We start from the raw sequence: 14,085 nt of genomic DNA, 5'->3' as shown, positions 1-14,085 counted from the left end.
GGGTTAAGCACCTGAAAATCCGCTGTTTTGCCAGTCTTCCTTTCGTCTTCCTTTCGTCTTCCCCTGAGGAAGACAGACGGAAGCCCCACCCCGCATTAAGGCGGGGTGCGACGGGCTGCGCAAGAGGGCAACGGGCTGCGGATCAGGCGGCGTGGGGCGACAGGCCGGCAAAGACCTGATGATTGCCGCAAAAGCCGCATTCGGACGGGTCGGCCCCCCGGTCAAGCGCATGAGAACAGGCCTGCCGGTCGGAGCATTGGCCGCAGGTGGTCAGAAGGTCCAGCCACTGCCCCTGATCCGCCTTCAGGGTGGATTCGGGAATACCAAAGATCGCGCCCATAGCCTTGACGCGGTCGTTGATGTCGGGCGGCATGTCCAGAAACTTCAGCACCTGCGCGCGGCTTATTCCAAGGTCGTGAAGGTCACGGTCAGAAAGGTTGTTGACCTCGCTGACCTCTTTGAGGCGATGGATCAGGGTTCGGACTCGGTCCAGCATGGCATGGGTTCCTGACGTTGCTTGCCAGTGAAGCCTATGCGCAACAGTCGGTTTCTGGCTTGACCTGCATCAATCCGGCCCCGGTCTTGCCAGACTGAATGCGTCAGATCTTAGCTACTTATTCGGCGGCCACGGGTGAGGGGTCGGCAAGGGTGACAAGGTCCAGCATGATCTGGTTCAGCTGGAAATCCTTTGGCGTGTAGACCCGGGCCACACCCATGGCGGTCAGTGTTCGGGCGTCGTCATCGGGGATGATGCCACCGACGACCAGTGGCGTCTGCGACAGGCCGGCCGCGGCCAGCAGGTCCAGCGTTTCGCGGATCAGGGCCACATGGCTGCCCGACAGGATGGACAGACCGATCACGTCGGGCTTGCGTTCGGCGGCGGCGGCGACGATTTCGGCCGGGGTCAGGCGGATGCCGTCATAGGTGATCTCCATCCCGCAATCGCGGGCGCGGGTGGCGATCTGTTCCGCGCCGTTGGAATGGCCGTCAAGCCCGGGTTTGCCAAGCAGCAGTCGCAGCGGGTGGCCCAGTTTCGCTGCAACCGAGGCCACGGCATCGCGGACCGGCTCCAGCCCCTCGGTGCGGTTCGAGGGGTTCTGGCTGACGCCGGTCGGGGCGCGGTATTCACCGTAAAGCGCGCGCATCGCCCCGCCCCATTCGCCGGTCGTGACGCCTGCCTTCGCGCAGGCGACAGAGGCAGGCATGATGTTCTGCCCGCTTTGCGCGGCCTGCCGCAGCGCGGCAAGGGCGGCGGTAACAGCTTGCGGATCGCGGGTCGCGCGCCACTGGGCAAGGCGGGCGCATTGGTCAGCCTCGGCCTTTGGATCCGCCTGCATGATCGCGCCTTCCCCGGTGGTCAGGGGCGAGGGTTCGAAGGTGGTGAAGCGGTTGACACCGACAACGGTCGTTTCGCCGCTTTCGATCCGGGCAAGGCGGTCGGCGTTCGCTTCCACCAGCCGGGATTTCATGTAGCCGATGGCCGCGACCGCCCCGCCCATGGCGTCGATATGGGCAAGCTCCTCCAACGCGCCGGCCTTCAGCGCCGCGACCTTGCGGTCGATTGCGGGGTTGCCGTCAAAGAGGTCATCATATTCCAGAAGGTCGGTTTCATAGGCGAGGATCTGCTGCATCCGAAGCGACCACTGCTGGTCAAACGGGCGCGGCAGACCCAGCGCCTCGTTCCACGCCGGAAGCTGGACAGCACGTGCGCGGGCGCTCTTTGACAAGGTGACGGCCAGCATCTCGATCAGGATGCGGTAGACGTTGTTTTCGGGCTGCTGTTCGGTGAGGCCGAGGGAGTTGACCTGCACGCCATAGCGGAAGCGGCGGAATTTCGGGTCGGTGATGCCATAGCGCGATTCCAGCAGGTCATCCCACAGGGCGACAAAGGCACGCATCTTGCAAAGCTCGGTCACGAAGCGGATGCCGGCATTGACAAAAAACGACATTCTGCCCGCCATCATGGGGAAATCTGCGGGTGAAACTTTCACTTTCAGATCATCCAGCACTGCGCAGGCGGTGGCCAGCGCGAAGGCGAGTTCCTGTTCCGGCGTCGCCCCGGCCTCTTGCAGGTGGTAGCTGCAAACGTTCATCGGGTTCCATTTCGGCAGATGCTGGCCGGTGTAGGCGGCAACATCGGTGATCAGGCGCAGCGACGGTTCGGGCGGCAGGATATAGGTGCCGCGCGAAAGGTATTCCTTGATGATGTCGTTCTGGACGGTGCCTTGCAGTCTGGTGGTGTCGGCGCCCTGTTCTTCGGCCACGGCGATATAGAGCGCCAGAAGCCAAGGGGCGGTGGCGTTGATCGTCATCGAGGTGTTCATCTGTTCCAGGGGAATGTCCTGAAAGAGCGCGCGCATGTCGCCGAGGTGGGCGACGGGAACGCCGACCTTGCCGACCTCGCCCCTGGAGCGGGGATCGTCGCTGTCATAGCCGGTCTGGGTGGGCAGATCGAATGCGACGGAAAGACCGGTCTGCCCTTTGGCAAGGTTCCCCCGGTAGAGCGCATTCGAGGCGGCGGCAGTGGAATGGCCGGCATAGGTGCGGAAGAGCCAGGGCGAATCCTTCTGGGCGTCTTTGGTCATCTGTGCCTCGTGGTTTCGGTGCGTAATATTATTGCGTCAGAGATGAGATACGCGACAGATCATGCCAATGTCAATCGCTGCGCTGCGGCGAGGGCGAAGCGGGGGCCAGCCCCCGCACCCCCGGAGTATTTGTAAAAAGAGCAAAGGCATTGCGGCAGGGGGGGGATGGGCTAGGTTGGGGGCATGTTTGGCACAGTGGCGGTTCCGGTCTGGCTTTTGATCCTGATCCTTGGTTTTGCCACGGTCAGCTTTGCGACGCATTTCCTGTTTCCATCGGTGCGCTGGTTCTTTCGCCGCCGGGCCGAGCGCGCCTTGTCACGTCTGAACGCGCGGCTGGACCGCAAGATCGACCTGTTCAAGCTGGCGCGGCGGTCGGACATGGTGGCGCGGCTGGCCTATGACCCGAAGGTGGTAGAGGCCGCGATGGCGCATGCGGCGGAAACGGGTGTGCCGGGCGAGGTGGCCTTCGAGGAAGCCCGGCGCTATGCGCGCGAGATCGTGCCGGGGTTTTCGGCCACGCTTTACTTTGGCTTTGCGACGCAGGCGGCAAAGTGGCTAAGCCGGATGCTCTACCGGGTGCGGGTCGGCAAGGTTGATGGGGCGTTGGCCCAAGTCGACTCCCGCGCCACGGTGATCTTTGTGATGAACCACCGGTCCAACGTCGATTATGTGCTGATCACCTGGCTGGTCGCGGATCGGGCGGCGCTGTCTTATGCGGTTGGCGAATGGGCGCATGTCTGGCCGCTGAGCGCGATGATCCGGGCGATGGGGGCCTATTTCATCCGGCGCGGCAGCCGCAATGCGCTCTATCGCCGGGTGCTGGCGCGCTATGTGCAGATGGCAACCGAGGAGGGGACGACCCAGGCCATCTTTCCCGAGGGGGGGCTGTCGCTGGATGGCCGGGTTGGTCCGGCACGGATGGGGTTGCTGGGCTATATCGTCGAGGGGTTCGATCCTGCCGGGCGGGATGTGGTCTTTGTGCCGGTAGGGCTGGCCTATGACCGGGTGCTGGAGGACCGGGTGCTGGTCGCGGCGGCCGGGCAGGAAAAGCGCCGGTTCCGCGTGCGGCCCTTGCGGGTGGCCTGGCACGCGCTGGGGGTGCTGTGGAAGCGGATGCGCGGGCGGTTCAAGGGCTTTGGCACCGCCGCCGCCGGTTTTGGCGCCCCGGTGTCGTTGCGCGGGTTTCTGGCTGCGGATGGCACGGTCGAAGGTCTTGGCGCGCATCTGATGGCCGCGATCTCAAGGGTCGTGCCGGTCTTGCCAGTGCCTTTGGTTGCCCGGGCGCTGGGCGATGGTGCTGCATCGCGCGAAGAACTGGCCGCGCGGGTCGAGGCGCTGGTCGGCCGGTTGCAGGCGGCGGGGGCGGTGTTGAAGCTGCCGCCACAGGGTCTTTCGGCGGTGCTGGACGAAGGGCTGACGCCGCTGATCGCGCGGGGGCTGGTGACTGAGAGTTTGCAGCCCGTTGCAGCCGAACGCCGACTGCTGGACTTCTACGCGGCCTCTGTCCCTTCATCCTGAGTCTTGCTGCGATGCCGCAGACATAAAATTACAAAAACAGCCAATCAGGCTATTGCAAAGTTGCGCGCAAGAATATTATCTCCATCTTGAGGCGCGCCGATTCTGCGGCGCGGCATGACAGATGGAGGCTGGTTTGGCTTTGGATACGCAATCTGCACCCGCGATCTACGACGCGCCGAAGAAAGACTTGTATGAACTGGGCGAAATGCCGCCCTTGGGCCATGTGCCAAAGCAGATGTATGCCTGGGCGATCCGGCGCGAACGCCACGGAGCCCCGGATGTTGCGATGCAGCAAGAGGTCGTTGACACCTGGACCATCGACAGCCACGAGGTGCTGGTTCTGGTGATGGCGGCGGGCGTCAACTACAACGGCGTCTGGGCCGGGCTTGGCCAGCCGATCAGCCCGTTTGACGGTCACAAGGCGGCCTTCCACATTGCTGGCTCGGACGCGGCGGGCATTGTCTGGGCGGTGGGCGACAAGGTGAAGCGCTGGAAGGTCGGCGATGAGGTGGTGATCCACTGCAATCAGGACGACGGCGACGATGAGGAATGCAACGGCGGCGACCCGATGTATTCGCCCAGCCAGCGGATCTGGGGCTATGAGACGCCGGACGGCTCTTTCGCGCAATTCACCCGGGTGCAGGCGCAGCAGCTTATGCCCCGGCCAAAGCACCTGACCTGGGAGGAATCGGCCTGCTACACGCTGACGCTGGCCACCGCCTACCGGATGCTGTTCGGGCATGAACCGCATGATCTGAAACCGGGGCAGAATGTGCTGGTCTGGGGCGCGTCTGGGGGGCTTGGGTCATATGCGATCCAGCTGATCAACACCGCGGGGGCCAATGCGATCGGCGTCATCAGCGATGAGACGAAGCGCGACTTCGTCATGTCGCTGGGTGCCAAGGGCGTGATCAACCGCAACGACTTCAAGTGCTGGGGCCAGTTGCCCGCAGTGGGCAGCGATGAATACAACATCTGGCTGAAAGAGGCGCGGCGCTTTGGCAAGGCGATCTGGGACATCACCGGCAAGGGTGTGAACGTCGACATGGTCTTCGAACACCCTGGCGAGGCGACCTTCCCGGTGTCGTCACTGGTGTGCAAGAAGGGCGGCATGGTGGTAATCTGTGCGGGGACCACCGGCTTCAACTGCACTTTCGACGTGCGCTACATGTGGATGCATCAAAAGCGTCTGCAAGGCAGCCACTTCGCCCATCTGAAACAGGCGGCCAGCGCCAACAATCTGATGGTTGAACGCAGGCTGGACCCTTGCATGTCCGAAGTCTTCCCCTGGGCCGAAATTCCGCGGGCGCATACGCTGATGTGGAAGAACCAGCACAAGCCGGGGAACATGGCGGTTCTGGTGCAGGCCCCACGCACCGGGCTGCGCACGTTCGAAGACACGCTGGAGGCAAGCAAGGGGCGATAAGCCTCGGCCATTAATCAAGGATTTACCGGAAGGGCCGTATCTGTATCGTCAGAAGGGTCCGCTGTCTGTCCTTGGCCACGCCCGCTGTCGCAGGACGGCGGGCTGGCAAGAGGGTGCGGGTGCCGTTGCACTTTGTTCGCCCGAGGGTTTCATGCGCCATGACTGGATTATTGATGTTCTGGCAGATTTGCAGACCTATGCCGCCGCCAATGACCTGCCAGAGCTTGCGTTGAAGGTCGCGGAAGCGCTGGATTTGGCCCGGCGAGAGATTGCGGCAATCGAGGCCGAGGCGGCTGGTCTTGACCCTGACACGTTCCGGGTGCGGCGACGGGTGCATTAAGCGGCTGGAGCAGGTCTGGGCCTTACGCTTGCCCGCGCGGGCGGTTATGGTCGGGCGATGCAGGCCCCCGCGCTTACTTTTTCCGATGACCAGGCCGAGGCCTTTGACCGTCTGACAGCGGCGCTTGTCGGTCATGGCATCGACCTTGCAAAGGGTGTGACCACGCCTATGACCGAAGGCAAGGCCACGGTTCTGGCCGTGGTGGGCAAGGCGGGCTCTGGCAAGACCATGCTGCTTGCCGAAATGTATCGCAGCATGAAAGCGGCCGGGGTCGAGATCGTCTCGGGCGAATACGAGGGGCGAAAGCGCAAGGACCGCCGGACGCTGGCAATTCTGGCGCCCACGAACAAGGCCGCTTCGGTGCTGCGCTTGCGCGGTGTGCCTGCCACCACGATCCACCGCATCCTTTATACGCCAGTCTATGACCCGCAGTATGAAAAGATCGCCGAATGGCTGGCTGGCACCGGCCCGCGTCCGACGGTGGAAGGGCTGACTGATCTGGCGCTGGACCGGGCGCATGCGTTCTACAGCCAGGTGGCCTCGATCCCCGGCGCGCTTGCGGCGGCGGGCCTGAAGGGCAGCGATTTCATCAAGGGCTGGAAGCGTCGGGAAGAACCGCTGGACGTGGGCTTTGTCGACGAATCCTCAATGCTGGACGAGCGCGCGCTGGGGGATCTTCGCGAGATCTTTCCGGTGCTGGTGCTGTTTGGCGATCCGGCGCAGCTGGCCCCGGTCGGCGCATCGGGCGAGATGGTTTTTGACAAGCTGGGCGACAGCCGGAAGCTGACGCTCAGCCGCATCCACCGGCAGGCAGAGGATAACCCGATCCTTGATCTTGCGCATGCGCTGGCCGATGAGCGGATGGGGTTTGATGATTTCGAGGCTCTGGTCGCGGAAAAGGCGCAGGCCGATGACCGGGTGGTCTGGGCCGAACGGGTAGAAGCGGAACTGATGGCTCGGTCTCCGGTTCTTGTGTGGCGCAATGCCACGCGGGTGCGGCTGATACAGGCGTTCCGCAACGCCTATGGCGCGCCGGAAGACCAGCTTTTGCCCGGTGAGCCCTTGATCTGCGACGGGATCGAACTGCCGCTGAAGCACCGCAAGAAACGGATCGACCTTGAAGCGCGCGGTCTGATCAAGGGCGCGCAGGTGATCTATCTGGGGGAAGGCAACCGCGAAGGCTTTGCCAAGCTGCATGTGGTGGGGGCGGAAGAGCCTCAGGTCTCGGCCGCGTCGATCATCAAGATCGAAAAGCCGGATGAGGAAGAACCCTTCATCCCCCATGCCGCCCGGATGGGGGCGGCGTTTCTGCACGGCGCGGCGGTCACGATCCATAAGGCGCAAGGCAGCCAGTGGGACGCGGTGCAGGTCTTCGCCCCCGACCTTTACGCCGCCGCCCAGTCGGGGCGAAGCGAAGCTGGTGTGCCATTGTGGAAACGTCTTGCCTATGTAGCGATCACCCGGGCGCAGACCCGGCTTTACTGGGTGGTCCGCAACCGGCTGGCCCGTCCCACGGGGCCACTGACGGTGGATGATCTCAAGCGCGAACCCGCGCCCCTGACGCTGGGCAGCGCCGAGTAAGGCTTTTCCTTGCTGGCCCGCCGGTTTACGCTGTCCGCGAAAAAGGGAGGGTCCGATGGCCTTGGTGTTCGTCCAGTTCCGCTGCACGCCCGGCATGACCTATGAGGTCGCCAACACGATCTGGGACCGTGAAGTGGTCTCCGAGATGTATTCCACCAGTGGCGATTACGACCTGATCGCCAAAGTCTACATCCCCGATGAGCAGGACGTGGGGCATTATCTGTCTTCAAGGCTTTTCGATATACCGGGCATCCAGCGCACCTTGACCACGATGACCTTCAAGGCGTTCTGAAACGCGGCGGGGGCCAGCCCCCTGCACCCCCCGGAGCATTTCCGAAAAGAGCAAAGCCCGTGATTTGCGCTTTTTCAAATCCTCCCGCCGGGGGCTGCGCCTCGCCGGTTCGCGCAGAGGCGAGACAAGGGATTGCGCCGCAAGGCGCTCGATTCACTATCCGGTGGTCAGAGCCAAGCGCTGCGGTTGGTTGCTGTCGCATCACTGACATGCGCAAAGCCATCACGGGCCAGCAGGGCGTCAAGGCCTTTGGCAATGCGGGGAACCAGCGACAGCCCCTCATAGACCATCGCGGTGTAAAGCTGCACCGCCGAGGCCCCGGCGCGGATCTTGGCGTAGGCGTCTTCGGCCGAGGCGATGCCGCCCACGCCGATCAAGGGCAGTCTGCCATCGGTCAGCAGCGAAAGCTGCGCCAGCACGCGGGTGGACTTTTCGAACAAGGGCGCACCCGAAAGCCCGCCTTGTTCACCCCGGCTTGCAGATTTCAGACCTTCGCGTGACAGCGTGGTGTTTGTCGCGATGATCCCCGCAAGGCCGGAAGACAGCGCCACTTCTGCGATCTGGGCCAGTTCATCGGCGGTCAGGTCAGGGGCGATCTTCAGGAAGACCGGGATCGGGGTTGGCAGGGCGGCACGCGCCTCCATCACTCCGGCCAAGAGGGCTGCAAGGGCGGCGGGGCCTTGCAGGTCGCGCAATTTTTCGGTGTTGGGGGAACTGACGTTCACTGTCGCGAAATCGACATAGGGGCCGCAGCTTGCCAGAACGCGGGCAAAATCGGCGGCACGGTTGTCCGAGGTCTTGTTGGCACCAAGGTTCAGGCCCACAGGGACGCTGCCGCGGCTGCGCCGGGCAAGGCGGGCGGCGATTGCCTCCATCCCGTCATTGTTGAAGCCGAAACGGTTGATCGCGGCGCGGTCTTCGGTCAGTCGGAACAGGCGGGGTTTCGGGTTGCCGGGTTGCGGCAGGGGGGTGGCGGCACCGACCTCGATGAAGCCGAAACCGGCGCGCGACAACGGGCCGATCACGGTCGCGTTCTTGTCAAAACCGGCGGCAAGCCCAACGGGATTGAGAAGCCGCATCCCGGCAAGGGTGCAGGCAAGGCGTGGCAGGGCAACTGGGCCGGGCAGCGGGGCAAGGCCGGTTTGCAGCGCGATCAGGGAAAGGCCATGAGCGCGTTCGGGATCAAGGCGGTGCAGCAGCGCCAGACCCGCGCGTTCGCTCAGGTTCACCACAGACCCTCGGGGAAGATGTGGCCCGTGGCCCCAAGTGGCAGGGATTTGTCCCAGACAACCTCATCCAGTCTCAACGGCCGGTAGAGGTGGGGGAACAACTGCCCCCCGCGCGAGGGTTCCCATTTCAGCGCCGGGCCAAGGCGGTCGGATTCAAAGGCCACGAGCACAAGGTCGCTTTCGGTGGCAAACCACTTGGCCGCCGTTTCGGCCACCTGCGCGGCGGTGGAAAAATGGATGTAGCCATCAGCCAGATCCACGGGCGCGCCCAATGTCTGACCTTCGGCGCGGAAAGCATCCCATTCAGAGCGGCGGAGGATCTTCAGGATAAGCATGGCGCGCTTTTGCCTTGTGCCGGGCGCGGGGTCAATCCGTCAGCACGGGGATGCGGAAGGGTTGGGTGTGGTGGAATGAAGGGCGACAATGCTTTGACTCTGTCGTGCGGCAGAGTCAGGCTGATCGGGTAAAACCAAGGCGGGAGCATTCGATGCGGAAAATATTCTTCACCAGCAGCGCTGGTCTGGCGCTGATGGCGGGCATGGCGCAGGCGGATTACACGCTGCATGTCATCCATATCAACGATCTGCACAGTCGGATGGAGGCGGTGAACGCGTTTGACAGCACCTGTTCAGCCGAGGATGCGGCCGAGAACAAATGCTTTGGCGGCATCGCGCGGGTGGCGACCAAGATCAACGAGTTGCGTGATGCGGTAAAGGCCGAGGGCGGCAATGTCATCGTGCTGGACGCGGGCGACCAGTTTCAGGGCAGCCTGTTCTACACCACCTACAAGGGCGCGGCCGAGGCCGAGTTCATGGAAAAGATCGGCTTTGATGCGATGGCCGTGGGCAACCACGAATTTGACGACGGGCCGCAAGGGCTGGCTGATTTTCTGGACAAGGTCAGTTTCCCTGTGATCAGCGGAAATATTGACAGCAGCCAGGACAATGTGCTGGCCGGGCGGATTCAGAACCATGTCGTGCTGGAGGTCGGTGGCGAGAAGATCGGGATCATCTCGGCCTTGGCCACCGATACTGTAGACACCTCCAGCCCTGGCCCGTCGATCATCTTTCAGGATGAAATCGACAGTCTGGGTGCTGATGTCGCGTCTCTGGAGGCGGACGGCGTGACCAAGATCATCGCGCTGAACCATGTGGGCATCTTCAAGGACATGGAAATCGCCGCCGCAGTTCCGGGGATTGATGCGGTCGTGGGCGGTCATTCGCACACCTTGCTGTCTTCAAAGGATCCAAAGCGGGTAGGGGCCTATCCGACCTGGGTTGATGGGCAGAACGGGGCGCTGGTGCCGGTGGTGCAGGCCTATGCCTATTCGAAGTATGTAGGCCATCTGGTGCTGACTTTCGACGACGCGGGGAACCTGAAATTCGCGGAAGGTGACACGATCCTTCTGGATGCCAGCGTGGTGCCAGCCCCCGAGATCGAGGCGCGGGTCAAGGAAATGGGCGCGCCGATCGAAGAGTTGAAGAACAAGGTGGTGGCCGAAAGCACCGCTGATATCGACGGCAGCCGTGAAACCTGCCGGGCGCTGGAATGTCCGATGGGCAATCTTGTTGCCGAAGCGATGCTGGACCGGGTGGCCGATCAGGGCGTGACAATTGCGATCCAGAATGGTGGCGGGGTGCGGTCCAGCATTGATGCAGGCCCGGTAACGATGGGCGAGGTGCTGTCGGTCCTGCCGTTCCAGAACACGCTGTCGACCTTCGAGGTCACGGGTGCAACCGTCGTGGCGGCGCTGGAAAACGGGGTCAGTCAGGTGGAAGATGGCGCGGGCCGCTTCCCACAGGTGGCCGGGCTGAAATACACGTTCGATCCGGCCCAGCCTGCCGGAGCAAGGGTGTCTGATGTGCTGGTCATGGCGGGCGATGCCTGGGCGCCGATTGATCCGGCGGCCAGCTACAAGGTGGTGTCGAACAACTATGTCCGGGGCGGTGGCGATGGCTACCGGATGTTCATCGACGCGGCCAACGCCTATGACTTTGGCCCTGACCTTGCGGATGTAACCGCCGAATACATGGCCAAGGTCGGCCCCTACACGCCAATGACTGACGGGCGGATCACCCGGAAGTAGTGACCTGGCCTCTCCCCTTTCCCTGGGGGGGAGGCTTGCCCCCGTGCGGGCATGGGTCAGACTTTGCCGATGTGCGGCCGCTTCACCATCACCCACCCGAATGAGGCGCTTGCGGCGCTGTTCGGAGCCGTTCAAGGCAATGACCTGCCTGTGGGGCCGAATTACAATGTCTGCCCGACGAATACCGTTGCAGTCGTCACGGCGGATGGTGGACAGCGGCGGCTTCGCGCGATGCGCTGGGGGTTCATCCCGTCCTGGTACAAGACACCGAACGACGGGCCGCTGATCATCAACGCGCGATCCGATACCGTGGCCACAAAGCCAGCCTTCCGCGAAGCGGTGCGGTCTCGTCGCTGCATCGTTCCAGCCAGCGGCTTTTATGAATGGAGCGCGGGGGAAAAGGGCGCCCGTCTGCCGTGGTATATCACGAGGGCGGATGGTCACCCTATGGCACTGGCCGGGGTCTGGCAGCGCTGGCAGGACATGGACACAGTGGCCATCGTATCGACCGAAGCGGGTCAGGGGATGGCGGGGCTGCATCACCGCGAGCCGGTGGTTCTGGAGGCGGCGGACTGGCCCTTGTGGCTGGGCGAGGCGGGCCATGGCGCTGCGGTGCTGATGCGGGCTTCTGCACCCGGGGTCATGGCGACACCCTACCGGGTGGATACCGCCGTCAACTCCAACCGCGCCTCGGGTGCCGGGCTGATCGCGCCGATTTCTGCCTGATCCAATTTCCAGCCATTGCCCTGATAAAACAGGGAAAATGAAGGCCTTGGGACGCGCTGAGCAGGCCCGGGTTTCTGCTTCACCACGCTTGACGTGAACGGCAATGGGGGGGGTGCCATCAGCACAGTCCCTGCGGAATCGTGCCTCGGCGACAAAATTCCTTTGTGCAAGGACTGGCGGCGAGAGATCAGGCAATGGCCTTTGTCACGTCAGTTCCATCGGCCACCACCGCTGAGCCTAGTCCGCGAAAAGATGGGTCATCGCCGGATCGAAGCCAAGGTTGACCGGGGTGCCAAGGGCAAAGACGGCATCGCGGGTCAAGGCCGCAATCAGGGGCGTCTTGTCGCGCAACTGCACCTCGACCACGGTTTCGCTGCCCAGCCGTTCCGTCAGCATCACAGTGCCGTGCAACTGGCCCGGCTCGGTGTCGGGTGTGGGGGCAAGGTACTGCGGGCGGATGCCAAGGCGGGCGCGCTGTCCGGGCTGAGCGCTGCCGACCCGCACCGGAACTTCGACCGGATCGAGCGCCGCGTTGCGCACCACCGCCTTGTCGCCGTTGGCCGAAACCACCTCCACCTCCAGAAAGTTCATCGAGGGCGCGCCAAGGAAACCGGCAACGAATTCATTGGCCGGGTTGTGGTAAAGGTCCATCGGGCTGCCGATCTGCTGCACAAGCCCATCCTTCAGGACGACGATCTTGTCTGCCAGCGTCATCGCCTCGACCTGATCATGGGTCACATAGACCATTGTCGCCCCCAAGGCCTTGTGCAGCTTGCCGATCTCCATCCGCATGTCCATGCGCAGGGCGGCGTCGAGGTTGGACAGGGGTTCATCGAACAGGAACACCTGCGGCTTGCGCACGATGGCCCGGCCGATGGCGACCCTCTGGCGCTGGCCGCCGGAAAGCTGGCTGGGGCGGCGGTCCAGAAGATGCTCCATTTGCAGGATGCGGGCGGCCTCGGCCACCTTGGCATCCTTGGTGGCCTTGTCGTCGCCGGCGATGGTCAGGCCGAAAGCCACGTTTTCGCGCACGGTCATGTGCGGGAAGATGGCGTAGGACTGGAACACCATCGCCACGCCCCGATCCTTGGGCGGCAGGTCATTGACCACCCGCCCGCCAATATCCAGCGTGCCGTCGGTGATATCCTCCAGCCCGGCGATCATCCGCAGCAGCGTGGATTTGCCACAGCCCGAGGGGCCGACGAAAACGCAGAACTCGCCGTCTTCAATGGCGATATCGACGCCCTTGATGACATGGGCGTTGCCGTAGCTTTTCTTCAGGCCCGTCAGGGTGATGGCGGCCATGGCGTTACTCCGCGGCTTGGGTCATGGGGGCAACGTGCAACAGGCCATCCGGCCCGACGACCACGGGTTCGGGGTCCATCACATAGCCGCCGAACCGGTCCTTGCCGCCATCGGCAAAGCCCATGATCCGCAACCCATCGGGCGTTTGCAGGATGCGCGCGGCGTAGCGGCGGCAGGGCTCATCCCCGTCAAGGAACCGCCCGGGGGCCACCCGCCACGGCCCGCGCGGATGGTCCGCGATCAGGTAGTGGTTGCCGGTCACCGGGCTTTGCGGATTGCTGGCGCGGTAGGCGTTCGACCACTGGTGGCCCGAGGTGCAGAACAGGCAATACCAGTGCTGGCCGACGCGGAACACCTGCGGCACCTCAAGCTGGCCGAAGCCGCCGGTAAAGACCGGAGGCCGCAGCGTCCAGGTCGCAAGATCGGGCGAGGTGGCAAAGCCGATGGCCCCGCCGGCGTTTGGTTCAGCGATCCCCGGCGCGCGGGCGGTGAAATACATCAGCCAGCCGTCGCCGTCCGGGTCACGCATGACCCATGGGTCGCGCATGGCGCGGTCGTGCCAGTGGCCGGTCATGTGGTCCTTTTCGTAAAGGTCCGCGACAGGCCCGGTCAGGTCCAGGCAAAGCCCGCCGTTGACCCGCTGCCACGCATGGCCGTCGGTGGACGTGGCATGGCCGATGCGCTGGTAAAGCCCGTCCTCGGCCCGGGTGGCGCCGGTGTAAAAGAGGTGCCAAAGCCCGTCCTCATCGCGCACCACGGACCCGGTCCATGTGGTGTAGTCATCCCATGCGGGCGCGTCCGAGGGGCGCAGCATGGTGCCAAGATGGGTCCAGTTCACCAGATCCGTGCTGGTGGCATGGCCCTGGCTTACGTTGAAGTGGCGCAGGTCCGGGTCGCCAAGGCTGCGATCGGCTTGCAGGAAATAGCTGTGCCATTTCTCGCCATCATGGGCATACCAGCTGTCCCAGATCCATTTTCCGTCGATTGCGATGACCAT

The 14,085-nt window shown here is 63.6% G+C and carries 13 protein-coding genes; 7 read left to right on the top strand and 6 right to left on the bottom strand.

The genetic code is table 11. The features are described from left to right. Positions 1–142: 142 nt before the first annotated feature. Both QUV21_RS13570 and QUV21_RS13565 read right to left on the bottom strand, forming a co-directional pair. The gene (locus tag QUV21_RS13570) at positions 143–496 is read right to left on the bottom strand and encodes a DUF6455 family protein (protein WP_300855668.1); all 354 of its coding nucleotides are present in this window, start codon (positions 494–496) and stop codon (positions 143–145) included. Between the two features lie 118 nt (positions 497–614). Continuing rightward, positions 615–2,585 carry a protein meaA gene (locus QUV21_RS13565; protein WP_300855667.1) on the bottom strand — a complete coding sequence of 657 codons (1,971 nt, stop codon included), beginning with the start codon at positions 2,583–2,585 and terminating at the stop codon, positions 615–617. A gap of 183 nt (positions 2,586–2,768) precedes the next feature. On the opposite strand from QUV21_RS13565, the gene QUV21_RS13560 reads away from it, so the two are divergent. The 5 genes from QUV21_RS13560 to QUV21_RS13540 all read left to right on the top strand — a co-directional run bounded on the left by QUV21_RS13560 (position 2,769) and on the right by QUV21_RS13540 (position 7,742). Then, entirely contained in the window at positions 2,769–4,103 is a 1,335-nt protein-coding gene (locus tag QUV21_RS13560) for a 1-acyl-sn-glycerol-3-phosphate acyltransferase (RefSeq protein ID WP_300855666.1), read from the top strand. 133 nt (positions 4,104–4,236) lie between these two features. Then, the gene (ccrA, locus tag QUV21_RS13555) at positions 4,237–5,529 is read left to right on the top strand and encodes a crotonyl-CoA carboxylase/reductase (RefSeq protein ID WP_300856071.1); all 1,293 of its coding nucleotides are present in this window, start codon (positions 4,237–4,239) and stop codon (positions 5,527–5,529) included. Positions 5,530–5,680: 151 nt separating this feature from the next. Continuing rightward, positions 5,681–5,869 carry a hypothetical protein gene (locus QUV21_RS13550; protein WP_300855665.1) on the top strand — a complete coding sequence of 63 codons (189 nt, stop codon included), beginning with the start codon at positions 5,681–5,683 and terminating at the stop codon, positions 5,867–5,869. Between the two features lie 57 nt (positions 5,870–5,926). Beyond that, the gene (locus QUV21_RS13545; RefSeq protein ID WP_300855664.1) at positions 5,927–7,450 is read left to right on the top strand and encodes an AAA family ATPase; all 1,524 of its coding nucleotides are present in this window, start codon (positions 5,927–5,929) and stop codon (positions 7,448–7,450) included. A gap of 55 nt (positions 7,451–7,505) precedes the next feature. Continuing rightward, entirely contained in the window at positions 7,506–7,742 is a 237-nt protein-coding gene (locus QUV21_RS13540; RefSeq protein WP_300855663.1) for an Lrp/AsnC ligand binding domain-containing protein, read from the top strand. A gap of 167 nt (positions 7,743–7,909) precedes the next feature. Here the strand turns inward: QUV21_RS13540 and QUV21_RS13535 are convergent, their stop codons facing one another. Both QUV21_RS13535 and QUV21_RS13530 read right to left on the bottom strand, forming a co-directional pair. Beyond that, complete coding sequence (locus QUV21_RS13535; RefSeq protein ID WP_300855662.1) at positions 7,910–8,971, bottom strand: quinone-dependent dihydroorotate dehydrogenase; 1,062 nt, start codon at positions 8,969–8,971, stop codon at positions 7,910–7,912. Beyond that, a complete protein-coding gene (locus tag QUV21_RS13530; RefSeq protein WP_300855661.1) occupies positions 8,968–9,306 on the bottom strand; it encodes a DUF952 domain-containing protein in 339 nt (112 codons plus the stop codon). The genes QUV21_RS13535 and QUV21_RS13530 overlap by 4 nt, the downstream gene beginning before the upstream one ends. 152 nt (positions 9,307–9,458) lie before the next feature. Between QUV21_RS13530 and QUV21_RS13525 the strand changes: the two genes are divergently transcribed. After that, positions 9,459–11,057 (top strand): bifunctional metallophosphatase/5'-nucleotidase, encoded by a 1,599-nt coding sequence (locus QUV21_RS13525; RefSeq protein ID WP_300855660.1) that lies wholly within the window; start codon positions 9,459–9,461, stop codon positions 11,055–11,057. Between the two features lie 69 nt (positions 11,058–11,126). Continuing rightward, entirely contained in the window at positions 11,127–11,783 is a 657-nt protein-coding gene (locus QUV21_RS13520) for an SOS response-associated peptidase (RefSeq protein ID WP_300855659.1), read from the top strand. 237 nt (positions 11,784–12,020) lie between these two features. Here QUV21_RS13520 and ugpC read toward each other — a convergent pair whose 3' ends face one another. Continuing rightward, positions 12,021–13,088, bottom strand: a complete 1,068-nt coding sequence (gene ugpC / locus QUV21_RS13515; protein ID WP_300855658.1) for a sn-glycerol-3-phosphate ABC transporter ATP-binding protein UgpC — start codon at positions 13,086–13,088, stop codon at positions 12,021–12,023. A gap of 4 nt (positions 13,089–13,092) precedes the next feature. Beyond that, positions 13,093–14,085 (bottom strand): levansucrase, encoded by a 993-nt coding sequence (locus QUV21_RS13510; protein ID WP_300855657.1) that lies wholly within the window; start codon positions 14,083–14,085, stop codon positions 13,093–13,095.

This window comes from Tabrizicola sp. (genome assembly GCF_030373185.1).
GTDB lineage: Bacteria > Pseudomonadota > Alphaproteobacteria > Rhodobacterales > Rhodobacteraceae > Tabrizicola.
The sequence above is the reverse complement of the archived record's forward strand: the minus strand, read 5'-3'. Positions and strand labels throughout refer to the sequence as shown.

What these genes read in the sequence shown, in the direction of transcription:
- QUV21_RS13530 (WP_300855661.1), bottom strand. Translation starts at nt 9,306, where the DNA reads ATGCTTATCCTGAAGATCCTCCGCCGCTCTGAATGGGATGCTTTCCGC.
- QUV21_RS13525 (WP_300855660.1), top strand. Translation starts at nt 9,459, where the DNA reads ATGCGGAAAATATTCTTCACCAGCAGCGCTGGTCTGGCGCTGATGGCG.
- QUV21_RS13560 (WP_300855666.1), top strand. Translation starts at nt 2,769, where the DNA reads ATGTTTGGCACAGTGGCGGTTCCGGTCTGGCTTTTGATCCTGATCCTT.
- QUV21_RS13565 (WP_300855667.1), bottom strand. Translation starts at nt 2,585, where the DNA reads ATGACCAAAGACGCCCAGAAGGATTCGCCCTGGCTCTTCCGCACCTAT.
- QUV21_RS13540 (WP_300855663.1), top strand. Translation starts at nt 7,506, where the DNA reads ATGGCCTTGGTGTTCGTCCAGTTCCGCTGCACGCCCGGCATGACCTAT.
- QUV21_RS13545 (WP_300855664.1), top strand. Translation starts at nt 5,927, where the DNA reads ATGCAGGCCCCCGCGCTTACTTTTTCCGATGACCAGGCCGAGGCCTTT.
- QUV21_RS13570 (WP_300855668.1), bottom strand. Translation starts at nt 496, where the DNA reads ATGCTGGACCGAGTCCGAACCCTGATCCATCGCCTCAAAGAGGTCAGC.
- QUV21_RS13550 (WP_300855665.1), top strand. Translation starts at nt 5,681, where the DNA reads ATGCGCCATGACTGGATTATTGATGTTCTGGCAGATTTGCAGACCTAT.
- QUV21_RS13510 (WP_300855657.1), bottom strand. Translation starts at nt 14,085, where the DNA reads ATGGTCATCGCAATCGACGGAAAATGGATCTGGGACAGCTGGTATGCC.
- ugpC (WP_300855658.1), bottom strand. Translation starts at nt 13,088, where the DNA reads ATGGCCGCCATCACCCTGACGGGCCTGAAGAAAAGCTACGGCAACGCC.
- QUV21_RS13520 (WP_300855659.1), top strand. Translation starts at nt 11,127, where the DNA reads ATGTGCGGCCGCTTCACCATCACCCACCCGAATGAGGCGCTTGCGGCG.